Below are 24,816 nucleotides of genomic sequence, written 5' to 3'. Positions count from 1 at the left end.
CCCAAGTTATATTAATGAGTAAAAACAATTTTACCGCATTGGCCCTCATGCATTAAACGGAAGGCTTCCTCATATTGGTCCAGCGTGAAGGTATGGGTGATTACCGACGCCAAATCCACGCGATGCTGGTTCAGCAGCCCTTTCATCTGGTACCAGGTCTGGTACATTTTGCGCCCGGTGATGCCTTCGACCTTAAGTCCCTTGAAAATAATCTGGTTCGTTACATCCAGACTGACTTCCTTCGTCGGAATGCCCAGGAGCGATACACGGCCCGCATTGGCCGCAGCCTCGAATGCATCCGCAATCGCAAGCGGATTGCCCGACATTTCAAGGACGACCTCCACGCCTTCGCCTTCCGTCAGCTTGCGCAGCTCCTCGGATGTACGCGTTTCCATCGCATTGATCGTGACATCCGCCCCCATCTGCGAGGCCATATTCAGCCGGTTCTGGTTAATGTCCACAGCATAGATTGCGCCTGCACCGCACGCTTTCGCCACTTTGATGGCCAGCAGTCCGATGGGACCTACCCCAATGATCGCAACCGTCTTCCCGACGATATCTCCCGATAGCACGGTTTGTACCGCGTTGCCGAGCGGATCCTGCAAGCAGGCTATTTCGAAAGGCAATTCAGGCGAATTATGAATAATATTGCTCGCCTTGACGACGGCATACTCGGCGAAGCAGCCCGGCGCCGTAATGCCGAAGCTTTTGGTATGCGGGCATACATGCCCGTTACCGGTTCGGCACGCTTTGCAATTCCCGCAGATCATATGCCCTTCGGCAGAGACGTGGTCACCGATTCTCACACCGCGAACCCGGTCACCGATCTCGACGACGATGCCGGCAAATTCATGGCCGAACACGTTGGGCGTAATGACGGTTTTGTCCGCCCAAGCATCCCATTTGTAAATATGCAGATCCGTTCCGCAAATGGAACTCGCCTTGATACGAACGAGCACTTCGTCGTCGCCGCACACCGGCACGGGAACTTCTTTCAATACGGCGCCGGGTCCGCGGTGTTCTTTGACCAACCCTACCATCATTCTGGACATGATGATTCCTCCTACGTGAATATACAATATACTGTACATATGTGCGTTTTACTGTCTATATATACCATATTACACGAATGTATGTTATATTGTAAATAGGCGAATTTGACGGACCCAATTTACTCAGAAGGAGTCACACCGATGCAAGAACCGATACACAAAATGGTCGGCAGAAAGCTGCTGAACATCCGCAAAACAAGAGGCTTAAGCTTGGATCAGGTAGCCGAGTTGACCGGCGTCAGCAAAGCGATGCTGGGGCAGATCGAACGGGGAGACTCGAATCCGACAATCTCCGTGCTTTGGAAGATCGTCAGCGGGCTGCAGATCTCCTTCACCTCTTTAATCGAAGACGATGAACCGAAGATTACCGTTGTCCGTTCGGATGATTTATCCCCATTCGAAGAGGAAGACGGCCAATATCGCGCCTATCCGCTGTTTCCCTTCCACCCGCAGAAAAACTTTGAGATCTATACCGTCCAAATGGATCAGCATTGCAGCCATACATCGGAGCCTCATAACGAAGGCGTTGAGGAATACATTCTGATGGTGGAAGGCAAGCTGCAAATCACGATCGGACAAGAGAGCTACACGCTGTATGCCGGCGACGGCATCCATTTCTCCGCTGATAGACCGCATACGTATACGAATCTCACGGACCGCAGAGCTGTCTATAAGACGATCATCTATTATCCCTCCGTGTAAAAAAACGCAAGCTGCCGGCTCCCGCCGGCGGCTTGCGTTTCTTCTATTAGACCTGAACCAACCGGTTGTAGAATTCCTCGATCGCAATAGGCTTGCCGCCGTTCAAACGGGATTCCTCCGCTGCGAACGACATGAGATGGCTGCGCACGGATACGGAGGCCGACGACGAGCTTTCGCCCCCTGCATACGTTCTCACTTCGCGCAAGAAGCTGCGCACGATGCCTGCATCGCCTCCGCCGTGCCCCTCTTCGGATGCGTGAACATGGACGGTCGTCTTCTCATTCGTCACGAAATCATGAACGGTGAACTCGTTCTCCTCCATATTGCCGCGAATGTCGCCTTTCGTCCCCATGATTTGGAGAATCCGCGTGTTGTCACGCGTGAACCCGCACATGCTGAACATGGCGGTCGCTCCGCCGGCGAACTCCATATTGACCACCTGATGGTCAACGACGTTATTATCGCTCCGGTATACGCATTTGCCATAAGGCGTTGTGCGAAGCGCTTCAATGATGCCTTCATTGCTCGTATCCGTCGTAAATTTACGCGCCCAGCGGCGGCCTGCGCCCAAATAATATTTGGGCGCGTAATATTGGCACGAGGTCTCAGCCGGACAGCCCTCCAAGCAGCGTGCCGGCGCGCCTTCCGGCGCGTTGGCCTCGTTGAAATGCATAAGCGACCCGAAAGAACTGACACGCTGGGCGGGCCCGCCCATGATATAGGAAAGAATGTCCATGTCGTGGCACGATTTGGCCAATATCATCGGTGACGACTTGTCGGCGTTGTTCCAATTGCCGCGAACGAAGCTGTGCGCCATATGCATATTACCGACATTCTCGTTCAGTTGAATGTTCACGATCTGGCCGATTTTGCCTTCGTCGATCGCGCGCTTCATGGCCGTCCAGAACGTGGTATACCGCAGCACGTGGCAGATTGTCAGCAGCCTGTTATGCTTTTTGGCCATGAGCTCCATCTCCACGCATTCGGCTGGACTTGGCGACATCGGCTTCTCGAGCAGAACGTGGTACCCAAGCTCAAGCGCTTTCAACGTTGGCTGATAATGCATCTGATCTTGCGTACAAATGATGGCGATATCCGCCAGCTTCGGCTGTGCCAGCAGCGCTTCCCAATTCTCCTGCGAATTTTCTGGCGCAATCCCGTGTGCTGCGGCAAAAGCGGCGCGACGCTCCGCATGCGGCTCGGCGACCGCCACGAATTGCAGTTCGTGCGGATAGTTTATTGCATAAGGCGCATACGCGTGCGCTCCTCGATCTCCCGCCCCTAGCAGGATTGCCGTAACTTTATCCATGATGAGTTCATCTCCTGTAACATTGTATGTAATTTTGAACCTATACCTATAAGTTATCTTATGATGAGCTTTAGGATTTGCTTCCTGTGAATGCGATCCCTTGAATGAAAGAACGCTGGAACACGAAGAAAATGAAGATCATAGGCAGAATCGCCATCATCGAGCCTGCCATAATAATGGTGTAATTCGTTTTATGTTCGCCTTCCAGGAAAGCGATTCCTGCGGACAGCACCATTTTATCCGGTGACGAATTGACGATAAGCGGCCACATGAGATCGTTCCACGACCATAGCATGGTGAAAATGGCGAGGGCGATCATCCCGGATTTGGCGAGCGGCAGCATAATTTGCCAGTAGATGCGGAATTGGTTGCAGCCGTCAAGCTTCGCCGCTTCTTCCAGCTCGCCGGGCAGCGTCATGAAAAACTGACGCAGCAGGAACGTACCGAAAGCGCTGAATAACCCGGGTACGATAAGAGCCGTCAGCGAATTCAGCCAGCCCATATTTTTCATAATCATATATTGCGGAATGAGAAATACTTGCCCCGGCACCATCAGCACGGAAAGCATCAGAATGAAGAAAAAGCTGCGCCCCGGAAAAACGATTCTGGCGAACGCATAGGCTGCCAACGAACAGATGACCAGCTGGCCGGCCACTTTTACCACAGTTGTAATGAACGTATTCCAGTAGAATGTAAAGAACGGCAGATTCACAAAAACCTTGGAATAATTGCTCCATTGGAACGTTTTTGGCAGCAGCACCGGCGGAATTGCCGTCGACTCGCCCAACGTTTTCACCGACGTCAGGAACATCCAGAGGAAAGGCGTGACCATGAGCACCGCGCCCAATATGAGAATGAGATGGATTCCGCCGCTCTGAAGCGATTTCTGATTGACCCGTTTCGTATTCATACACTCGCCTCCTTAGTCGTAGTGGACCCATTTCTTTTGAATTTTCATCTGAATATACGTAATGATCATAATGATGATGAACAGCAGCACAGCGATCGCGGAAGCGTACCCTTTGCTGTTTTTAAGAAATCCGTATTTGTAATACAAATAAACGACGGATTGGGTGGATTCCATGACAATATCGCCGACCATCATATAAATGAAATCAAACACCTGGAATGCGCCGATCAGTGACGTCACCAACACGAAGAAGATGGTCGGCGTCAAAAGCGGCAGCGTGATGCGGACAAACTTAGTGACAGCCCCCGCTCCATCGATCGATGCGGCTTCATAATAAGACTCGGATATGCCCTGCAAGCCGGATAAGAAGATGATCATATGGCTGCCGATTGAGCACCAGATTGCAACGATAATGATGGAGAGCAGCGCCGTACGATGATCGGTCAACCAGTGCGGACCGGGAATGGACAGCTTTCCGAGCACATAATTGATCAATCCGAAATCGGAGTTGTACAGCCACTTCCAAACCATCGCAATCGCAGCCGGCATCGTGACAACCGGTAGGAAATACAGCGTTCGATAAACCGATAAGCCTCTCACCTTCTGATTCAGCAGCACGGCGAGGACGATCGATACAATAATGCCTACGGGCACGGCGGTAATAATATAGATGCTCGTATTGCGAAAGGCATAGAGCAAATCTTTATCCGTGAAAAGCTTCTTGTAATTCGCTAACCCCGACCACGTATACTTGCCAAAGGCGCCCCAATCCGTAAATGAGAAATAAAACGTCTGGAACACGGGCCAAATGTAAAAAATAAGCAAACCCAGCATTAACGGTGTGATCATGATGTACGCCCACATCCACTCGGATAGGCGCTTTGAGCTGAATCGCATGAGTACGCACGCTCCCATGGTTGATTTAAGGCGGGAGGTTCGACGGTGCTTGTCGCTGCCGTGCGAACCTCCGCTTTGGCGGATTATTTCTCTGCCGCCAGGGCTTGATTCATTTTGGCGCCTAGCTCTTTGGCAGCGTCTGCCACCGGTTTATCGCCGGTCCATGCGTTTTTCAAAATTTCCGTCTCATACGTTGTCCATACGGAAGTGTTCTTGGATACCGGATACGGCGTTGCATACTCAGTCATATCGATGAATACTTTGGCCTTATATTGCGGGAATGCCGCAAGCCATGCAGCTTCGCTGCCTTTGTAAGCCGGGATGGCTCCCCCTTGCTTAGCCGCTACTTCCGCCGCTTCCTTCGAGCCGAGGAATTTCACGAACTCCCACGCTTCCTTCGGATGCTTGGAGTTGGCCGAGATGACATGACCCAGTCCGTGAATGACGACGCCTTGCTTTTTACCCTTCGGCAGCGGGGCAACATCGGCTATGTTTTTCATTTCCGCATTTTGATTAATCGTGAAGGCTGCCCATGAACCGTCGAAATACATCGCCAGCTTGCCTGAAGTGAACAGGTCCGCTGGAGCCGTCTCCGTCATTTGGGCGAGCGTCGGGGACACTTTATGTACTTGAATAAGATCCGTCAAAAACTTCAAGCCCTCGATGGATTCTGGCGAATCGTACCCTGATTTCTTATGGTCGTCAGAAATGATGCTGCCTCCGGCTTGAAGAATCGTATTGTAGAAATACTCTTGGTTGGCGAGCGGTGCGGCGAAGCCATATACGCCTTTGCCGGGGTCCGTCAGCTTCTTGGCCGCTTCCGTCAGCTTCGCCCAATCCCATGTGTTATCCGGGTAAGAGACACCTTTCTCATCGAACAGTTTCTTGTTGTACCATAAGCCGATCGTGTCGTAATCTTTGGGAATGCCATAGTTCTTGCCGCCAAGACTATAGAGCGATACGAGGGATGCCGGGAAATTTTTCAAATCGACTTGATCCTTCTTTATATTGTCGGTCAAATCCTTCAGCATGCCGTTCTCAGCATATTTGATGAAGTTAGGCCCGTTCATCCAGAGCACGTCCGGCATCGTTCCGCCTTGAGCGGCTGTCTCCAGTTTGGTGAAATATTGCTTGTACGGTGTGTTCTCCGCTTTCACTTCAATATTCGGATGACTGGCTTGGAAAGCTTTGATGACTTCGGTCATCGTATCCAATCCCCAACCGCCATACGTGATCGTAACCTTCTCCCCACTTGCAGCAGCCGTCGCTTTCGCATCCGCCCCGGGTGCCCCAGAAGAGACTGGGTCCGTTGAAGCTGTGCTCCCGCAAGCACTCACGGCAACCATGGAAGACATCAGCATTGATAAGCAAACCATTTTTTTCGCATTCTTAACCATTGTGTAATCACCCTTTTAATTTTTTTGTGAAAGAACTCATCTAACCGGGAAAACGGTTACAATCCGGATTGGCCGTAAAGCGCAACTCACCCCCTTCAATCGAATTCATTTGGGCACAAACTCAGGATAACGTTATCCTGAGATCCAAAAAAAATTATGATCTTCGAAACGTTGACGACTGTCTCACAATTAATTTATGCGGCAGCAGTACCTTCGACAGAACCAGCTGCTCACCTTTCAACATGTCGAGCAATGTAGTTGCGGCCGTGATGCCAATCTCTACTTTAGGCACATGGACCGAGGATAACGGCGGTGTTGTATACTGGGCGAAATCAATATTATCCATGGAAACGAACGCGATATCTTCCGGTATCCTCAGTTTGCTCTCGATCACTGCCCGCATGGCCGGTATCGCCAACTGGTCGCTGGCTGAGAAGATCGCTGTCGGACGCTCTACATCCGTACGCGCAAGCTGCTCTTTCACGTATTCGTAGCTGCGGTCGATTTCCCAGCGGGTGTCTATGACCCAATCTTTGTGTAAGGGAATGCCCGCATCGTACATAGCGAATTTGTAGCCCTGGAACCGTTCTTCGCTGTCCAGCTGCCCGGTGTGCCCAGGACCGCCGACAAAGCCGATCGCGCGGTGGCCTTGAGCAATCAAATGGTCGACGGCAGCTTTGGCCGCATGTATCCTGTCGTAATCGACCATCGTAATCTCCGCACCGTTCGTGCAAATACCGATGAGTGCGAGATCTTCTACCTTCTGCAAATATTCGAGCACAGATGGACCGATCTCGCCGATCATGATAATGCCGTCCACGCCGATCTCATGAATACAGCGGTGCAGCAGTGCATCATCCGTAAGCTCGTCAGAGGTGTGGATGAAAGCCAAGGAATAGCTGGATTCCAATATTTTTTTGGTAAAAGCCGTAATAATCGGCGAATAGTAAGGATGATCGTCATTCAAACGAGCCGTTTGAATAATACAGCCGATTTGCTTCGTCTGCTTCTTCTGCCCCTTCACCTTGCTGACGAGGTGGCGCGCCGATTCGTTAGGGGTATATTCCAGCTGTCGAACGGCTTCCCAAACTTTGGCTCTTGTTTCAGGATTGATATGCCTGCTCGTATCATTTCTGACAACGCGCGAGGCTGTTGAAATCGAAACGCCGACCAGCTCGGCGATATCTTTGAGTGTAGGCAAATGTGACAGCTCCTTTTATCCAAAACCAAAATCCAAAACAACTCTAAGCCAAATCCAAACCAAGATCCAAACCAAGATCCAAACCAAGGTACAAACCAAGGTCCAAACCAAGATCCAAACCAAGATCCAAACCAAGATCCAAACCAAGAGCCAAATCTAAACCCAAATCCTTGCCCAAACGTTTTCCTGAGCTTAAATAAATATTAGTTCATCTCTTTACAATGTGTCAATATTGTTACAGGGAAATTTTTTAGATTTGTCACCGAGCACAAACCTGACATGCATAGCACCGCACTCTTTCAGAGGAAAAACTGCTGCCACAGCCGGTATATCCGGTAAATAATTATGCTGTTGCATATTACCAGCAAAATATTCAATAATGCGCCTGCTGCGCAGAGCAGGATGCATATTCCTTGTTCTGCTAGCGCAAGCTTGGACTTGATCCTGCGAAAGTGCTTGAAGTCAACCAAACATTGCAGAAGCCCAAACAAAGATACCGTTGTCCAAATAAGAAGGAATATGACGAGCATAAAAACGCTGGCAACCAGCAACAGCGTAAAACTTGGCATCAACAAGCGTATACCATAAATAAAAGCAGTTGAGCAAGCTAGAACAGCCCAGCCTGTTACCGCTGTGAATATCGGTTTTTTGAATAATCGTTGGTTTTCGGTATTCATTGCAGCTCCTCAAACATACATGATCGTATCGCTCACTCTCGTCTCTCCTACCTCAGGTTCTTTGATTGACACCTTCTGTACAATTCCACGTTTTCTGGAGTATCCCTGCTTCCGCCGCGCATCACTTACTACTAACTCATCCTTCTAACTCACCCTTCAATCTCATACTCCATTCCCATTTCGACTCGCGATTACGATTCTAACCACCCTCCCTTTCGCTCAGGTCACCTCGAGTCAGTGTTTCCTTCAGCCACCCCCTTCGCTCAGATCGCCTCAAGTTAGTGCTTCCTATAGCCACTATCCCTTTCGCTCAGGTTGCCTCATAGTCAGTGCTTCCTTCAGCCACTATCCCTTTCGCTCAGGTCGCCTCGAGTTAGTGCTTCCTATAGCCACTATCCCTTTCGCTCAGGTCGCCCCCGAGTCAGTGCTGCTTACTGCCACTATCCCTTTCTCTCAGGTCGCCTCATAGTCAGTGCTGCCTACTGCCACTATCCCCTTGGCTCAGTACTCCTGAGCTAAGGGGATAGTGGTCAAAGCACAGTCGAGCTCGATACCCGGTCACCTAAATGGACATCGAACCTCGGCACCTGAGCCAACGGGATAGTGGACATAGCACCGCTGACCTCGCTACCTCGTCACCTGAAACAACGGGATAGTGGACACAGCGGAGCCGAGCTTGATACCTCGGCACCTGAGCCAACGGGATAGTGGACACAGCGCAGTCGAGCTCGAACCTCGTAACCTGAACCAATGGGATAGTGGACACAGCGCAGTCGAGCTCGAACCTCGTCACCTGAGCCAATGGGATAGTGGACATAGCGCAACTGAGCTCGCTACCAGGTCACCTGAACCAACGGGATAGTGGACATAAAGTGGCTGAGGACAGTTAGTGTGGATTTTGTATCTAGCGTGGATACTGCTGATTCTGTAGGTTATAGTAGGCTACCATCAATTGATAGCACCCTGCTATCCCATCAAAACTGATGGCCGCAGGTCGAGCAAAATTTCGTGTCAGCCGCAACCACTTTGCCGCAGACGCATTCTTTTTCATTGCGCAGCTCGATCAATTTCTGTTCGAGCTGCACGATCTCCTGTTTGACCATGGCGATGCCGTGGCTTAATCTCTCTACAATTTCTCCGTAACGGGCCGTATCGCCGGTCATATAAGCGGAATAAACGGATTCGCCGATGAGGCCGTAAAATTTCTCAATTTCTTTTTCTTTTGATGAAATTTGCGCCTTCAGTTTGGTAATTTCGACGGTTTGCTGGGCTTTCTTGGCGGCATCGGACGCTCCCTGCTTTACTTTGTCAAAAAAAGACATCGGGTACCCCTCCATGAATCGTTTTTTGCACTCCATAACGATTCATATGCACACCCGCCATAAACTAACACACCGGTACAAGTGCATACGTCCTCACATTTGCCGCAGCATGTGCACCTGCGTGACATATGACGTGAAACCCATGGCTGTTAACAATTCGGCAAGCTCCTGATTTGAATGCCTGAGGTTCAACGTCAACCGCTTGCAGGATGGACCTCCTGGTTCAAAAACTTCCCGCAGCGCAGCCCGCATAATTTCGCGCTCATCCCCGCGACCCGGCGATGCTTCGCACTGGTAAAGGACGATTGTCGCTAAGCTGCTGTCCTCTGCATACACACGTTTGCATAGCGCATATCCGACCACCGCGTCTCCATCGGTAACTATGATGCTTTCGCCGTCTCTCAGGCTGGTCCATTGGGTCTGCCAAGCAGACATCGGCCTGTAGAAAGGAAGCTCCTTCACTTCGACCGGGCGCCCTCGCTTTACGTCATACGTACGGTTCGTTCCCAGGATGTCCGCATGAAGTGTACCCTCATGTTGAAGTCCGAGCAGCCGCTCAGTGATTTCGTAGCCGACTTTTTGGTACAGCCGAATGGCAGCATCGTTCTGGATCAGCGCCTCCAAAAGAGCTGCAGCTGCGCCTTGTTCACGATACAGCTCTAAGTTTCGCTCCATCAGCTGCTGCCCGTAGCCTTTTCCCCTGAAGGCCGGGGCAATTCCCGTACCGCCATTCCAAGCGATTTTCCGGCCGTCGATCGTCCGAAATCCGTTCATGACCAACCCGACTGGGTCCCCAAACGTGTCATACATGGCCAGCGAAAGCTCCATAGAGAGCCCTTCAGCAACTGCTCTTGCCAGAAACCTGTCCACATTCAACGTACTGTTGATGAAATATCCCTCGAACCCCAGATTCCAAAGCGCAACTGCCTCGTTCACCGACAGCTCGCTCATCTTTTTGAAAATCACTGCGCTCACCCTCCGTCGTTACCTTTCAAAATATAACGGAATACCATACCCTCCATATCGTCAATTCTGCGCCGGTACTCCGCTTCTTCCCCGCTTAACATGTACTGGAGCGCCAATCCGTCCCTAATCGACCAGAACAGCCGGGAAGCCGCCGCACAATCCAGGTCCGCGCGGAACTCCCCAGATTTTCTCCCGCCTTCCATGATGTCCTGCATAAATACCAGCGCTTTATCCGCATACTGCTCCCATCGTGCGCTCAAGTGCGGCTGGCGAGCCGCATACAGCATGAACTCCAGGTGAAAGGCCATCCATCTGCGCAGCTCGGCCAAAGGCTGTTTGCGGAAACGTTCATACATATATCGAATTTGATCCGCTGCTCCGGGCAAGTTCTTGAAATGTTCGAGGGAATTGGCCAGCATCGCATTCATTTTATCGTCAGCCATTTGAATGTACATCTCTTCCTTGGAGGCGAAATAGCTATAAATCGCACCCTTGCTGATCCCCAAATGCTTCACGATATCGTCGATTGTCGTAGCCTGGAACCCTTTCTCCGTAAAGCAGTGAAGCGCTCCCTCGAGAATGATCGCCTTCTTCTCTTCCTTGTAAGCTTGTGAAACTTTCGGTGACATGCTCTTATCCTTTCCGCGGTTGTTGTTTCATGATCAAAATGCCCAACCGCCGTTCCGGAAAATCGGCTGCGATTCGCCGTTTTCCAATATTCCGTCAATGCTCAAATCCGCCGCACCCATCATGAAATCGACATGCGTCAAGCTCGTATTCAAGCCGCGCTGCTGCCATTGCTCCGCGCTCATCGCAATGCCGTCCTTGAGGCAAAACGGAAATGCCCGGCCAATGGCAAAATGGCATGAAGCGTTCTCGTCGTATAACGTATTGTAGAAAACAAGACCGGTATCCGATATCGGGGAGCGATGCGGGACCAAGGCGATTTCCCCCAAGTAGTGGGAGCCTTCGTCCAATTCGATCAAGCTTTTCAAAACATCCTGCCCGTTCGCCGCATGGTAATCAACAATTCTTCCTTCTTCGAACGTTAACGAGAAATGTTCAATCAAGACGCCGTTATACACTAACGGCTTCGTGCTTCTAACGGTTCCGTTCACCCCTGTTTTCAGCGGCGATGTAAAGACTTCCTCTGTCGGTATATTGGCTATATACGTCGTGCCTTGCCGGTTCCTGCTGCCTGCCGAAACCCATAAATGATCCCGCGGCAGATCGATTCTGATGTCGGTGCCCTCAGCGCGATAATGCAGAGATTTGTATTGTTTCTCGTTGAGATATGACGATTTCGCCGACAGTGTGCTTGCATGCTCCTGCCAAGCTGTGATCGGATCTTCAAGGTCGACACGCGTCGCTTTGAAGATCGCATCCCATAATGCCTCCACCCGCTCTTCCGGCATCAGGTCCGGGAACACTTTATCCGCCCACTCCTGCGACGGCGCAGCGACGATAGCCCAGCTGACCTGATGGGTGAGCCTGGCGTTCGTTAGCCCCATCAAGGCTGTATTATTGGTTTTGCTGGCTGTCTGCAGGCGCTGCGGATCGATGCCCTTCATCAGGTCCGGATTGCTAACCTCCACGTACAAGAACGCGGCGTTCTGCCCGGCCAGCTCCTCGTAGCCTTTGGCCTGCCACATCGGGTATTCCAGCAAGGCGTCGAAAGGCGCCCGGTCATATTTGATACGTGTGATATAACTGTCGAACCACTCGACATAAACATGCTTGGCTCCGGCGTCATAAGCCCGATTGACCAAGCTGCGCACCAATTGAACGGCGCCTATTGGAGCAAAAATGACCAGCGATTGATTCTGCTGAAGATTCACACCCAATTGTATGGCTAGAGCAGCATAGGTATCTAATTTGTCTTGAAAAGTCGGCATCGTACTCCTCCTTTATTGTCCTGGTCACATAAAAAAGACTGACCAGTCGTTTTATTATTATGTGTATAATCGTTATTCTCTGTCAAGCAAATTCTCACGATCCGGACAAATAAAAAAGAAGCTGCGATAAGGCAAGCTCCTTGACATCCATCAGGGTCATGATATTTCCCGTATATCGGCCGGAAAGGTGATTTCAAAAACCGTTCCCTTGCCTTTTTCACTATCTATTCTGATCTTGCCTTTCATCGCTCTGATCAAGCTGAAGGAGACCATCGTCCCGAGTCCGGTTCCTTTCTCCTTAGATGAAAAATAAGGCGTCCCCAGCCTGCCGATCTGCTCCTGCGTCATACCGATTCCGCTATCGCGGAAAGAAACGATCACGCTTCCGCCGTGCCCGGATGACGACGTTATTTCCAGCAATCCGCCGGTGTTCGCCATAGCTTCAATGGCATTCTTGCCGATATTGATGAACGATTGCCGCAGCTTGTTCCGGTCTCCCTCGATGATCATTTGGGAATGTTGCAAAGAAACCTCAATTTTGACGTCATGATAATTCGCCAGCGTTAATAAAACCTGAGAAACATAGTGTACTTCTTCGTTAATAAGGATAAGTTCATCTTTCTCGGGCTCAGGCTTTGCGACCGCCAAATAATCATTTTATGATGGATTGAGCCCGATCCAGTTCCTCCAGCGAAATTCGCTGATAAAATTGTCTCTTCTCCGGGTCAATATTCGGCGCACCCATCAATTGGACGAACCCGCGCACAGTTGTAAGCGGATTTCGTATTTCATGAGCGACGGAAGCAGCCATTTCGCTGACGAATTGTACGGACTTCCAATGATAACGCGGCAAACAATCGTTGCCGCATATAAAACCATGGATACATAGATGCCTCCGTACAAAGAACCGATCAGCAAGGGAATGGATCGAAAATCATAAACCAATCCGTTGAAATTAACGGGAAAGAGCATCGATGCGGCAATTGCGAGTGTGAAAAATAATGCGATGACCACACGATACTTGAACACATCCCGCTGCGATCGGTACAAATACGGATAGACAGTCAATGGTGAAAAAATGAAGAAAATATTTAACAGAAAATCTTTGAAAAAATTGATCATCGAGACATCCTCTTAATAAGGCCCCCGAATATAATCTCTAACCTCATCCCGATAAAAGGCTTGAAGACGTTCGAGCTCCTCCGGGCTGAAGGAGGCGACTTGCGCTGCGCCCAGGTTGTCTTCCACCTGACGTTCGTTCTTAAAGCCCGGGATTATGCAGGTGATATTCGGATTGTCCAAGATCCACCGCATGGATGCCTGAGCCATGCTCTCACGGCCTTCTGCGATCCAAGCCAATTCTCGCGCCAGCTCTACGCCTTTGACAAAAGGCAGGCCTGCGAAGGTCTCTCCGACGTTGAATTGGGCACCGTCCGCATTGAAATTGCGGTGATCGTCGGCCGCGAACGTGCTCGATTCCGTAAACTTCCCGGTCAATAATCCGCTGGCTAACGGGAGCCTGACCAGAATGCCTGCGCCGGCAGCCTTCGCTTGCGGGAACAACGTCTCGGCAGGTTTCTGCCGGAAGATGTTATAGATCACTTGCAGCGCCTTCACACCAGGCTTCGTCAGCGCGAACAGCCCTTCTTCGACGGTCTCCACGCTCACGCCGTAATGACGGATTTTGCCCTCCGCTTGGAGCTTGTCGAGCACCTCGAACACTTGTCCATCCTGCAGAATGGCAAGCGGCGGACAGTGGATCTGATACAAGTCAATCCGTTCGCGCTGCAATCGTTTCAAACTGTTCTCGCAGTATTGGCGAACGGTTGCCTCCGAGTACGTATGCGGATCATGAATATCGCCTGCACGGCAAAATTTGGTCGCTATATATATGTCATCTTCCTTGCCTTTGGTAGCAGCAGCCAGAAGCTCTTCGGCATGACCCGATCCATAAACGTCCGCCGTATCAAAGAAGTTGACGCCCGCCTCCATCGCCATGCGCAGTCCGTTCAGTGCCTCGGCGTCTTTCGCCTCGCCCCATCCTCCTCCGATTGCCCACGTGCCAAAGCTGACTTCACTAATGCTTAACTCCGTATCGCCCAGTTGACGGTACTTCATATCCATTTCCTCCCCTAGACCTAACGTTCCTCAAATAGTCGTACAGCGTAATGGTATTCTCCATAACTCCCCTAACTCCTCCTCCTTTTATTTCCAAAACCAATTCTCGTACACCAAATAGCCGAAATAAGAAAGGACGCCGAGAGAGATATTCAAAACTCCTGTAATCTGAGCGCTTTTTTTCTCTTTCAGCATGTTTGCTTTTGCATACAATTTAACATCGAAGATCAACACGAGCAGCCCGGAAATCAATAGCAGCAAGACCGTGTAATTGTTAAAAGTAATCAAGCGTTTCGCCTTCCTTCGTTACTTGGTTTTCGTTCCGATCCGTCTAATTTTGACCTGCATGCTGACATCGACGGTTATCTCTTTGTACTTGTTGGCCCACATTTCTTTGTTGCGGACTTCCTTATTCCAGTAGCCCGGATGCATGGCCCGCACATACTCGCCGAAACCAAAAATGTCACTTCCGTCTTTCTGTGTCTGCTGGATTAATTTCTCGAAGCCGACTTCGGCGTCTTTCTTGATCTTCTGCTCCAGCTTCATTATATTTTGTTTCGTCATCAGCAGTTTCTCGTTGGATTTCTCCTCCAAATCGCCTTCGACTTGACATTTGATATCCACATGCACCTGGTTATTCTGAATCATTGTCTTGATCTTCGATTTCCGATGCTTCGTTCTGAACATGACCGCCGTTTCCGAATCCGGCACCTGTTGAAGCACGCTGTACCCGCCAGGGTTAATCTCCTTCATGGCCATATAATGACCGATCTGCAGCGCCGTTGTTCTGCCAACCATTTTGTCATTGTGGAAATAGGCCATCCCGGCAATTTCCACGTTCGATTTCTTCTTCAACTCCACGTAGGGAAGCGTCCCCTCCTGCCCTTTGGCAGACGCAGCACTCAAGAAGACGCCTAGGAAAATGTTCGGCAGTTTGCCCATCTCCCTGGCGTGTTCCAAAGTGGCTAACAAATACAGCGCTGGTACGCGCTCCAGCTGCGGGTTGGCATTCATGATGTCGGCTGCCTTCCCCTTCGACACTATCATCCAAACCGTTCTTCTCACTTGCGGCTGGCGGCGGAAGAAATCGTTCTCGTTCTGAATGCCTTCTCTAGCCAATTCCTCGGACAAAACAATTACCCGCAAATGACCGTAAAATAACCGGTCGGCGAGCTGCTGCTGCAAATTCATCAGGGAATCTTCTACCGTTTTGCCGACGCTGGTCAGCACCCAGACGGGCTTCTGCCCGGAAGGACCGCCTTCGCCCCCGCCGGCTCCAAGCGGAATGCGTCCCGGCACGGCGATTTGCGCCGTTGTCCGAATTAATTCTCCGCCGAGGTTGGGGGCATCTTGCAAAATATGCGTTGCATTGCTCGTCTCCTTCTCATCACCCGGTTTGGCTTTGTCAATACCGATCGCCAAGACGACTGCCCGGTCCTCAATTTCCAAACGGTCCCAGCAGCCTGTCAGCAGCGGAGTGACCAGCAGGAATATGAGAACCAATTTAATCAGGTTTTGCAGCAAGAGGCTCACCCCGACTTTGTTTCTTGCGAATAACCGCAATAACGAGTAAAGCCAATGGATAAGCGACCGTAAATACGAGGCCGAAGCGTCCGACGATTTGAATAATTTCATACATCTGCAGCAGGTTCTGCGGGAACATCGCAATGACATAGATAAAGGGCACGAGAAAGAAAGTAAACATCTTGTGGTCCTTTAAACGCAGCAGCTGGCTGCTGAAACTAATGGCCAAATAGTAGGTGGACAGCAAAGTGGTGAATACGGCAGTCACCCAAATCGCCAGGAAAGCACCGTCCAGCCGTTCCAAAATGTTCGCCGGAAGCGACGTCGTCTTCGCTAATTCCAATGTCGGCCAAACGAGCTGCTTGATTTCCTCTGAGCCGAAGACACCGACGGTTGCAATGACAATAAGCACGTACAGCGCTCCGGGAATGATCATGCCGATGTAACCGGCGATCATCGCCTTCTCCGGCCTGCGCATGGCCGGGATGACAATCGTCATCACAAACGAACCTTGAAACAATGCCGCCATCGTCAACATTCCGCTGATGAAATTGTTATGCTCGTTTCCCCACACGGGCAGCAGATTGACCAGATGCGCATTCTTCAGCGAGAGCACGACAATCAGAATCGCCGGAAATACGATGATGGGGAAATAGAAATGATGGAAATACGTAAAGGTCGTGATGTCTGCCCGCGATGAAACGGCTGCCAGCAGCAGCATAACGATGACCGTCACTTCTAACGGTGTTTTCGTTAATACGGAGGTGACGACGACTTCCCCGAATTCGCGCGCTGCCAATGCCGTCACCAGGGATACGAAGATGATGAGCAATATGCTGAAGCTCCTGGCAACCCATTTGCCGATCAGTTGTTCACTGTACTGAATGATGGATTGATTCGGAAATCGCATCCCGAGCTTCGTGAGCAGCCAAAGTCCAATTAAACCGATCAGAAATCCTAACAAGGTTACGAACGGAGCCCCGGAATCGGCAGCTCTAGCTGCAAACAGGGATAGGGCTAGTACCCCTACCCCAATGATTGTGCTAATCAGAATGATCGCCGCCTGTATGACCGTTATCTGACGCGTATGCTCCTCCATGCGTTACGTCCCTCCTTGTATTTCCAACTTTCACTGGATCTAACGTGTTGTTAGGTGCCTCTTCGCTCATTTCTTTCGTTTTTTTACTTAACCGGTTCGCATCCGGCGTATGCAGGAGAGCTGGACGCTTCGGCATGGACCATAGCGGCAGGCGTGCCAGCGTATCCTTCATCCCTTGGAAATTGCCCGGAACGATCGGACTTAAGTAAGGCACACCGAACGAACGCAAGGACAGCATATGGTTAGCAATGAGAATCAAGCCGATCATCACCCCATACAAGCCGAAGATGCCCGATAAAATGACCAGCGGAAAGCGCAGCAGCCTGAGCGCTAACGCCGCGTTGTAAGCCGGCGTTGCGAAGGAACCGATCGTCGTCAAGGCAATGATCACGACGGTGATCGGCGAGATGAAGCCTGCCGCCACCGCCGCTTGTCCGACGACAAGCACGCCGACGATCGAGAGGGCGCCGCCGACCTGCTGAGGCAGCCGAAGCGTCGCTTCCCGCAGCACTTCCATCGACACTTCCATCACTAACACTTCGATAACGGATGGAAACGGCACACCCGCCCGGCCCCCGGCTACCGCAACGGCGAACTCCGTCGGAATGAGCTCCGGGTTGAAGGAAATGAGCGCCACATAGAGCGACGGGAAAATGAGCGAGAAAACGAGCGCCACCAAACGGGCTAACCGGATAAAGCTGACGAGAAGATACCGTTCGGAATAGTCCTCAACCGTTTGATAAAATTGGCTGAAAACCGTTGGCAATATAAGTGCGAACGGTGAACCGTCGACGAGCAGGATGACCCTGCCTTCCAGCAGATTGGCCACCGCTTTATCCGGCCGCTCGGTGTTCTGAATCTGAGGAAACGGTGAAGTATGATTATCCTCGATAAACTGCTCCAAGTATCCGGCATCCAGAATGCCGTCGATGTCGATCAGCGACAACCGCCTGTATACTTCTTCAACCAGCGCAGGATTAACAATGCCCTGCAGATAACAAATGGCTACTTTGGACTTGGTGACACGGCCGATACGCATCGTCTTCACCCGGAAGTCCGGCGTCGGCAGCCGGTAGCGCAGCAGGGCCAGGTTCGTTCCCAGCATCTCGATGAACCCTTCCCTGGCGCCGCGGATAACCTGCTCGGTCTCCGGCTGACTGATCGAACGCTTGTCGACGTGACGCGTGCTGAAGACGAAGGCCTCGGTCAAGCCTTCTACCACTACTACGGAATCGCCTTGCACGATCGCCTGAACAATTTCGGGCAGCAGCTTCTCCGTTCTTCCTTCACAGGTATAGATCGTTTCAGCCATCAGAAACTCTTGCAGCGGACGGCTGGATTGCGCCCACATATCATAGGAGGTCGGCTGCATGAGCGGTTTCAAGACATAATCGTTCAAGTTCTGCTTATCGATCAAATCAGCGAAGTACATGACAGCCGCAGGATATTCATCAAATATGCGGAAGTGGCGCATGACGAAGTCATCATTTTCGCCTAAAATGTCTTTGACCATGCCCAAAGTCTCGTCAATTTTGCCGTTGATTTGTACCTTTTCCTTCTGTTCCAGCAAATGATGAGGCGATTTTTCCTTACCGGGCAGCATCCGAGGCTGTTGATTTTGGGTTGCAGGTCTAGACCTTCGCTTATACCACTGCCAAACGGTCACACGGAATCCCCCCTACACTTCGCTGTCTGTTTCCCAAACATTGCCTTTCCCGTATTTTTATCCAAATCCCGGATTCTATGCATGCAAAAAAGCTGCCCCAATGGTTGACGAACCTTTGGGGCAGCTTCTGGCGCCGGATTTATTTATAAGGATCAATCGTCCGGATCGTGCCGTCTTCGTTGTAAGTGAGCTCCGCATATTTGACACAGCGTTTGTGGTTAACGCCGTCGGACAGTGAGCAGTCATGGTAGAACAGATACCATTTATCCTCAAACTGAACGATGGAATGGTGCGTTGTCCAGCCGATGACCGGAGTAAGAATAGTGCCTTTGAAAACGAACGGACCCTGCGGGTTCGGACTCACGGCATAGACCAGACAATGTGTGGTGCCCGTCGAGTAGGATAAGTAATAATTGCCATTATACTTATGCATCCATGGGCCTTCAAAATATCTGCGATCCTCATCGCCGGCCAGAATCGGATTACCCGCTTCGTCAATAATTTGAATCTCTTGCGGCGCTTCTTTGAACGTGAGCATGTCATCGTTCAATTCGGCGAATCTTGGCCCGAGCGCAGGCTCGTTCTCCGCCGGTCCGGCGGCGTCGGGAACGAAGGTGCCTGTCTGCCATTTCTCAAGCTGACCGCCCCATAGGCCGCCGAAATACACATACGCCTTGTTGTCTTCATCGATGAATACGGCAGGGTCGATGCTGAAGCTGCCGGGGATATAATCGGGCTGAGGTGTGAACGGTCCGGCAGGCGAGGAACTCGTCGCTACGCCGAGGCGGAAAATATCGTCCTTGTCTCTGGCCGGGAAGAATAGATAATACGTGTTGTTGCGGTATGCGGCATCCGGAGCCCATAGCTGCTGTTTCGCCCAAGGGATGTCTCGCAAATGCAGCGCCTCCCCATGATCGACACAAGGCGAATTGAAATCGTCCAGTGATAGCACGTGATAATCTTCCATGGCGTACTGATCGCCGTTATCGTTGGAAGGCCCGTCGTGATCCAGATCGTGGGACGGATAAATATAAATTTTGCCTTCGAATACGTGAGCAGACGGATCGGCCGTATAAATATGGGTAACTAAAGGTTCTTTAGGCTGCACGGGCTTGGTCATCGGTATATTCTCCTCATTCGACTTAGTTTGTTTAATGAACTTACATACATAATTATACCGATGTTCGCCAAACTTTCAAGAAATTTTTGGACGTCCTGCACCGTCTTCTTTTTCTTCTTCCTCCACACCTATTTCTTAACGGCGGCAATCAATAAAAATATCGGCCGGCGCGCTTCGTGCCTCATCTCCGGATCTTTCATCAGTGCCTCTTTCGTTGGTCCAGGCTCTGACACTCTATCGATCGCGAAGCCGGCATCCAGAAGCGTGTTCATGTAGGAAGCTACCGTCCGGTGATATTTCACGACGTCATGGTCCAGAAAGCGCGCCGCCCGCTCGCCTTCGTCCTGGTAATGATCGATGGGCCAGTGCATTTTCTCGCCATGCTCGTCATAATGCCAATCCTGTTCGGCACGGGATGTAAATACCGGATGCTCAACGGACAGCACGAAGCTTCCCCCTTGCGCAAGGCAATAGTGAATTCGCCGGCTAAGAAGTTCGAAGTCTCTCACGTAATGGATGGCTAGCGAGGAAATGACCACATCGAACTGTCCGGCTTCATAGTCGATGTCCTCAATGGCCAGCTTGCGGTACGTGATTGCGGAGTCGTTCGTCATTTCTCTGGCGCGTTGAAGCATTTTCTCCGAGAGGTCGAGCCCGACAACCGAGTGCGCCCCTCTCTCGCGCGCATACCGGCAGTGCCAGCCGTACCCGCACCCGAGATCGAGCACGTTCTTACCGGCAAGCTCCGGCAGCAGCGCGCGGAGTGCCGGCCATTCCCCCGCAGCGTCCAATCCTCCGATCGAGCGCGCCATTTGACTATATTTCTCGAAAAAGCCGCTATCGTCATATTTGTTCTCTTTCATTTGTCTGATGCTCTCCCGTCGTAATCTTTTGTTTACCCGTACCTATTTTACATTTCTCACCTGCCCCATGCTAATGCAAGTTTGATTGTAATTAAATTATATGGGGCTTGCCGCATGGGCAAGGCCGCGATTTTTCCGTATAAAAATCGGATAATCGGATACATTACTAAGCGAAATGTCACAATGTGGAAAAGTGGTCACGTGCCGCTTTCATTGAATGGATAATTGGAGACGGCGATGAAACAAGAACAAATTAGCGCACTTCAGCTCTTCTACGTTATGCTCGGCTTCGAAATCGGGAATACGCTGATTTTCTCCGTCGGGGCCGGCGCTAAGCAGGACGCTTGGCTGGCCATTCTTGTTTCGATGCTAGGCGGTATTATTCTCATGGGCGTTTACATCAAACTATCTTCCATCTATCCCGAAGACACCCTAATTCAGATGCTTCCCAAAATTATCGGGAAATATCTGGCTTATCCGGTTATCGTTCTTTATATTTTCTACTTCACCTTTCTCGCAAGTACGGCATGCCGGGATTTCGCCGAATTGATCCTGTCGACGATATTGCCGAATACCCCGATGGTCGTCATCATCGGCTGTTTTGTCATGCTGATCATTTATTGCTTGCGCGGGGGCATTGAATCGTTCGGAAGGATGGGCGAATTGATGTTTCCCGTCTACATACTTGTCATGTTCGCCGTATGGATCCTCATCTTGATCACGAACGATGAATTCGATCTGCAGCGGCTGAAGCCGGTGCTGGGGGAAGGCTGGAAGCCGGTAATGAACGAAGTGTTTCCGTTCCCTTCACCCTCCATCCTGGTGTTTCCCTTCGGTGAAACCGTGTTGATCTTGATGTTCTTCCCGTTCCTCTCGAAGGTTAGCAAAGCCAAAACGGCGGGCTTCGCCGTCATTATTGCCGGGGGCATATTGCTTGCCCTTAATGCCATCGTCATGATAAGCGTGCTGGGTCCGCATATTTATAAAGAAGAATTTTTCCCGCTTCTCGCCGCAACCCGAATGGTTTCCATCGCCGACTTCCTCGAACGTTTCGATGCCGTCATCATTTTGCTGATGGTGGCCGGCGTCTTCTTGAAGGTAGGCGGATGGACTTTCGGAGCTTCCGTCGCTATCGCCCAACTGTTCCATATTAAAAATTACGACTCGATAGCTCTCGCTCTTGGCGCGCTAATCACACCGTTTTCCATTATTTTGGCAACTAACTTCGTTCAATTCCGTTTCATCGGCTCAAACTTTATTGATCCTTATCTGCATGTGCCATTGCAAATCGTCATCCCGATCGGACTGCTCGTCATTGCAATGATTCGCAAAAAAAGCAAAACGTAAAATTCCAATTCGTTCATGGAGGCGTTCATGATGGTACAGGAAAGGACGGTTTTGACGGGTATTCTGCAAGACGACTTCCAGCAACTAGAAGTTATGTTTGAGCGTACCTTCGATTTCGCCTACCGGAATTTCGAAATTAACGCCTCCCTCGACGCTGTCATGGTGTACATTAACGGGCTGGTCAATATGGAGCGGCTGGATTCGAATGTGCTTCAGCCCCTGCTGCGGTATAGCGGAACCATTGATCTGCTAACGGAATTTCCTCCCGAATTGGAGCAGGCCGTCACCTCTGGCGGTGTAAGTAAGTGCGTCACGCTTGAAGAGGTAGCCAGCCACTTGCTGGAAGGGGATACGATTCTCCTCGTAGACGGCTGCACGCAAGCCCTGATCATAAGCGAGAAGACGTTGGAACAACGGTCTGTTGAGGATCCTAATACCGAGGTGGTTGTATACGGTCCACGCGACGGATTTGTCGAGAGCTTGCGCACGAATACAAGCTTGGTACGGCGAAGACTCAAAACAACGCAGTTCAAAATGGAAAGTATGACCATCGGCACGTTATCGAAGACCGAAGTTGTGATTGCTTATCTAGACGGAATCGCCGATCCCGCCGTCATTGAGGAAGTTCGCCTGCGGGTTAACCGGATTCAAATCGATGGCGTGGAGGAAAGCAACTATATTCAAGAGTTTATTGAGGATAACCCGTACTCCGTCTTTCCGCAGGTGCTGCAAACCGAGCGGCCCGACCGGGTGGTCGGCAATTTGCTGGAAGGCCGGATCGCCATTTTCACCGATAATACGCCATTCGTGCTGATTGTTCCCATTACGTTCTACCAATTGATGAATGCGACGGAAGATTACTATGAGCGGTTCATACTGGCTTCAGCCATTCGTCTCCTGCGCTATCTGTTCCTTGGAATCGCGCTTCTCTTCCCATCCATCTATATTGCTGTCACTACGTTTCATCAAGAGCTGCTGCCGACGAATCTGATGTTCAGCGTTGCCGCCGCCAGAGAAACCGTTCCTTTCCCGGTCATCGTAGCCGCATTGCTCATGGAAATATCGTTCGAAGCGCTGCGTGAAGCCGGAATTCGGCTTCCTCGTCCGATCGGCAGTGCCGTCTCCATCGTCGGCGCGCTCGTGATCGGCCAAGCCGCCGTACAAGCGGGTATCGTGGGGGCTCCGCTTGTCATTGTCGTTTCGATCACGGGGATCGCCTCCTTCATGTTTCCGAGCTACAGCCTTACCGGAGCGATCCGCTTGCTGCGTTTTCCGATGATGATTCTCGCATCCGTGCTCGGTTTATACGGAATTCTGATCGGTATCTTCTTCATTATTATCCATCTCACGCGGCTTCGGTCCTTCGGAGTTCCTTACCTGACCCCTCTGGCGCCTTTTAACTTTAACGGGCTTAAGGATGTGCTCATTCGCGCACCGTGGTGGGCGATGACGAAGAGGCCTCAGGAGACGGCCAAGCAGAATCAAAGACGTTTCAAGAAGTGGCTCCGTCCCGGCCCCTCGAACCGCAACAACTAGACCGCGCACAAAGGCAGATGAAATTGTTGAAAAACTTCAGACTCGTATCGCTGCTGGCTTGTATCGTCCTCTTGCTAACAGGCTGCTGGAACCGGAAAGAGATCAATGACATCGGCATCGTTACAGCGACCGGCTTGGACTTGATGCCGAATAAAGAGATTCGTCTTTCGGTTCAAATCGGCATTCCTGCCAAATTGGGATCCACAGCCGCCGGCAGCGGCAGCTCCGATATTAAGAACAGTACACTCGTTATTTCCGAGACTGGGGAGACGATCTCCGACGCCTACCGGAACTTGCAGAAGAAAATATCGAGGCATATTTTTTTCGCACACAGCCGCAGTCTGGTGATCGGAGAGAAATTGGCCAAGGAAGGCGTTGCGCATATTATCGACTTTTTCGCCAGGTACCACGAACCGCGGCTGCACAGCTACCTGATCCTCACGAAAGGCGAAGCCGTCGAGCTGTTGAACAGCAGAACGCTGCTGGAGAAGGTTCCTTCCGAGGAAACGCGAGAGCTCGTCAAACAAGGCATCGGCTTGAAGATCACGATCAAAGATTTCTGGGACATGATGCTCGCCGACGGGCTCGAACCGGTCGCACCGCAAATCAATATCACCCCGCGGGAAGTCGGCGCGATGGCTGACGCAGCAGCCGACTCGGATCCCAAGACACAAATTATCGAGGGCTCAGCCGTCTTCCGGAAAGATAAACTGGTCGGTTGGATGGACGATATGGAAACACGTGGGATCCTGTATCTGCGCAACGAAATATCCATCGGGGTCATAACGGTCAGTTTGCCTAAGGAGAAAGGCGGGGGTAAAGTCAGCGTGGAAATTATCAAAGTGGAATCGAACATTACGCCGAACCTGGGAGACGGGCAATTATCCATCGATGTCGATATTCGCTCCAATGTGAACGTCCTGGAGAGTGCTTCTGCCATTAATCTCGCGCAAAATGATATGATCCTCTACCTGCAAAGCAGGTTGAACAAAGAATTGAAAGACCGCGTCGAACTTGCGCTCAAGCAAGCACAGCAAAAATATCGATCCGATATTCTCGGCTTCGGGCGTGCCGTTTATCGGGCCTATCCCAAGGAATGGAACCGGCATTACAAAGATAATTGGGATGACATCTTTCCTGACTTGAAAGTTGCCATTCACCCAAATGTCGTCATTGGCCGGATCGGTCTTATTAAAGGGACGGGTGGCTAATGCA

General features: G+C 51.0%; 26 protein-coding genes. 4 read left to right on the top strand and 22 right to left on the bottom strand.

Features of this window, described 5'->3' with window-relative positions; translation table 11 throughout:
* Positions 1-11: 11 nt before the first annotated feature.
* Positions 12-1,052 carry an L-threonine 3-dehydrogenase gene (tdh, locus tag J2X61_RS07475; protein ID WP_274468635.1) on the bottom strand — a complete coding sequence of 347 codons (1,041 nt, stop codon included), beginning with the start codon at positions 1,050-1,052 and terminating at the stop codon, positions 12-14.
* Positions 1,053-1,193: 141 nt separating this feature from the next.
* Between tdh and J2X61_RS07470 the strand changes: the two genes are divergently transcribed.
* Positions 1,194-1,754 (top strand): helix-turn-helix domain-containing protein, encoded by a 561-nt coding sequence (locus tag J2X61_RS07470; RefSeq protein ID WP_310186960.1) that lies wholly within the window; start codon positions 1,194-1,196, stop codon positions 1,752-1,754.
* 46 nt (positions 1,755-1,800) lie between these two features.
* Here the strand turns inward: J2X61_RS07470 and J2X61_RS07465 are convergent, their stop codons facing one another.
* From J2X61_RS07465 to J2X61_RS07370, 21 genes are all read right to left on the bottom strand, one after another.
* Positions 1,801-3,063, bottom strand: a complete 1,263-nt coding sequence (locus tag J2X61_RS07465; protein WP_310186958.1) for a Gfo/Idh/MocA family protein — start codon at positions 3,061-3,063, stop codon at positions 1,801-1,803.
* Between the two features lie 70 nt (positions 3,064-3,133).
* Positions 3,134-3,973, bottom strand: coding sequence for a carbohydrate ABC transporter permease (locus J2X61_RS07460; RefSeq protein WP_310186955.1), 840 nt, complete (start codon positions 3,971-3,973; stop codon positions 3,134-3,136).
* 12 nt (positions 3,974-3,985) lie between these two features.
* Entirely contained in the window at positions 3,986-4,870 is an 885-nt protein-coding gene (locus J2X61_RS07455) for a carbohydrate ABC transporter permease (RefSeq protein WP_310186953.1), read from the bottom strand.
* Positions 4,871-4,953: 83 nt separating this feature from the next.
* Positions 4,954-6,225, bottom strand: coding sequence for an ABC transporter substrate-binding protein (locus J2X61_RS07450; RefSeq protein WP_310186951.1), 1,272 nt, complete (start codon positions 6,223-6,225; stop codon positions 4,954-4,956).
* Positions 6,226-6,421: 196 nt separating this feature from the next.
* Positions 6,422-7,468 (bottom strand): LacI family DNA-binding transcriptional regulator, encoded by a 1,047-nt coding sequence (locus J2X61_RS07445; protein WP_274468629.1) that lies wholly within the window; start codon positions 7,466-7,468, stop codon positions 6,422-6,424.
* Between the two features lie 43 nt (positions 7,469-7,511).
* A complete protein-coding gene (locus tag J2X61_RS07440) occupies positions 7,512-7,646 on the bottom strand; it encodes a hypothetical protein (protein WP_310186948.1) in 135 nt (44 codons plus the stop codon).
* Positions 7,647-7,767: 121 nt separating this feature from the next.
* Entirely contained in the window at positions 7,768-8,145 is a 378-nt protein-coding gene (locus tag J2X61_RS07435; RefSeq protein ID WP_310186945.1) for a hypothetical protein, read from the bottom strand.
* Between the two features lie 974 nt (positions 8,146-9,119).
* Entirely contained in the window at positions 9,120-9,467 is a 348-nt protein-coding gene (locus J2X61_RS07430; protein ID WP_274468626.1) for a hypothetical protein, read from the bottom strand.
* Positions 9,468-9,560: 93 nt separating this feature from the next.
* A complete protein-coding gene (locus tag J2X61_RS07425; RefSeq protein ID WP_274468624.1) occupies positions 9,561-10,433 on the bottom strand; it encodes a GNAT family N-acetyltransferase in 873 nt (290 codons plus the stop codon).
* A 5-nt stretch (positions 10,434-10,438) separates the two neighbouring features.
* Positions 10,439-11,062, bottom strand: coding sequence for a TetR/AcrR family transcriptional regulator (locus J2X61_RS07420; RefSeq protein WP_274468623.1), 624 nt, complete (start codon positions 11,060-11,062; stop codon positions 10,439-10,441).
* Between the two features lie 33 nt (positions 11,063-11,095).
* Positions 11,096-12,328, bottom strand: a complete 1,233-nt coding sequence (locus tag J2X61_RS07415; RefSeq protein ID WP_310186937.1) for an aminopeptidase — start codon at positions 12,326-12,328, stop codon at positions 11,096-11,098.
* A 156-nt stretch (positions 12,329-12,484) separates the two neighbouring features.
* Positions 12,485-12,976 (bottom strand): ATP-binding protein, encoded by a 492-nt coding sequence (locus J2X61_RS07410; RefSeq protein ID WP_310186934.1) that lies wholly within the window; start codon positions 12,974-12,976, stop codon positions 12,485-12,487.
* A 4-nt stretch (positions 12,977-12,980) separates the two neighbouring features.
* The gene (locus tag J2X61_RS36310; protein ID WP_396135410.1) at positions 12,981-13,139 is read right to left on the bottom strand and encodes a histidine kinase dimerization/phospho-acceptor domain-containing protein; all 159 of its coding nucleotides are present in this window, start codon (positions 13,137-13,139) and stop codon (positions 12,981-12,983) included.
* The gene (locus tag J2X61_RS07405) at positions 13,073-13,450 is read right to left on the bottom strand and encodes a LytS/YhcK type 5TM receptor domain-containing protein (protein WP_310186932.1); all 378 of its coding nucleotides are present in this window, start codon (positions 13,448-13,450) and stop codon (positions 13,073-13,075) included. Before J2X61_RS07405 ends, J2X61_RS36310 begins: the two co-directional genes overlap by 67 nt.
* Positions 13,451-13,462: 12 nt before the next feature.
* A complete protein-coding gene (locus tag J2X61_RS07400; RefSeq protein ID WP_310186929.1) occupies positions 13,463-14,446 on the bottom strand; it encodes an aldo/keto reductase in 984 nt (327 codons plus the stop codon).
* 87 nt (positions 14,447-14,533) lie between these two features.
* Positions 14,534-14,734, bottom strand: a complete 201-nt coding sequence (locus J2X61_RS07395; RefSeq protein ID WP_274468616.1) for a CLC_0170 family protein — start codon at positions 14,732-14,734, stop codon at positions 14,534-14,536.
* Between the two features lie 18 nt (positions 14,735-14,752).
* Complete coding sequence (locus tag J2X61_RS07390; protein ID WP_274468615.1) at positions 14,753-15,970, bottom strand: Ger(x)C family spore germination protein; 1,218 nt, start codon at positions 15,968-15,970, stop codon at positions 14,753-14,755.
* On the bottom strand, positions 15,951-17,069 hold the full coding sequence (locus J2X61_RS07385; protein WP_310186924.1) for a GerAB/ArcD/ProY family transporter: 1,119 nt from the start codon (positions 17,067-17,069) through the stop codon (positions 15,951-15,953). Before J2X61_RS07385 ends, J2X61_RS07390 begins: the two co-directional genes overlap by 20 nt.
* Positions 17,014-18,672 (bottom strand): spore germination protein, encoded by a 1,659-nt coding sequence (locus J2X61_RS07380; protein ID WP_310187389.1) that lies wholly within the window; start codon positions 18,670-18,672, stop codon positions 17,014-17,016. Before J2X61_RS07380 ends, J2X61_RS07385 begins: the two co-directional genes overlap by 56 nt.
* A gap of 202 nt (positions 18,673-18,874) precedes the next feature.
* A complete protein-coding gene (locus J2X61_RS07375; RefSeq protein WP_310186922.1) occupies positions 18,875-19,855 on the bottom strand; it encodes a glycoside hydrolase family 43 protein in 981 nt (326 codons plus the stop codon).
* Positions 19,856-19,983: 128 nt separating this feature from the next.
* Positions 19,984-20,718, bottom strand: a complete 735-nt coding sequence (locus tag J2X61_RS07370; protein WP_310186920.1) for a class I SAM-dependent methyltransferase — start codon at positions 20,716-20,718, stop codon at positions 19,984-19,986.
* Positions 20,719-20,955: 237 nt separating this feature from the next.
* On the opposite strand from J2X61_RS07370, the gene J2X61_RS07365 reads away from it, so the two are divergent.
* The 3 genes from J2X61_RS07365 to J2X61_RS07355 are packed head-to-tail and all read left to right on the top strand — an operon-like array spanning position 20,956 to position 24,812.
* On the top strand, positions 20,956-22,065 hold the full coding sequence (locus tag J2X61_RS07365) for a GerAB/ArcD/ProY family transporter (RefSeq protein ID WP_274468610.1): 1,110 nt from the start codon (positions 20,956-20,958) through the stop codon (positions 22,063-22,065).
* 30 nt (positions 22,066-22,095) lie between these two features.
* The gene (locus J2X61_RS07360) at positions 22,096-23,601 is read left to right on the top strand and encodes a spore germination protein (RefSeq protein ID WP_310186917.1); all 1,506 of its coding nucleotides are present in this window, start codon (positions 22,096-22,098) and stop codon (positions 23,599-23,601) included.
* Positions 23,602-23,618: 17 nt separating this feature from the next.
* The gene (locus J2X61_RS07355) at positions 23,619-24,812 is read left to right on the top strand and encodes a Ger(x)C family spore germination protein (RefSeq protein ID WP_310186914.1); all 1,194 of its coding nucleotides are present in this window, start codon (positions 23,619-23,621) and stop codon (positions 24,810-24,812) included.
* Positions 24,813-24,816 lie beyond the last annotated feature (4 nt).

This window comes from Bacillus sp. 3255 (genome assembly GCF_031456485.1).
GTDB lineage: Bacteria > Bacillota > Bacilli > Paenibacillales > NBRC-103111 > Paenibacillus_E.
This window is presented reverse-complemented; position numbering and strand designations above follow the sequence as displayed.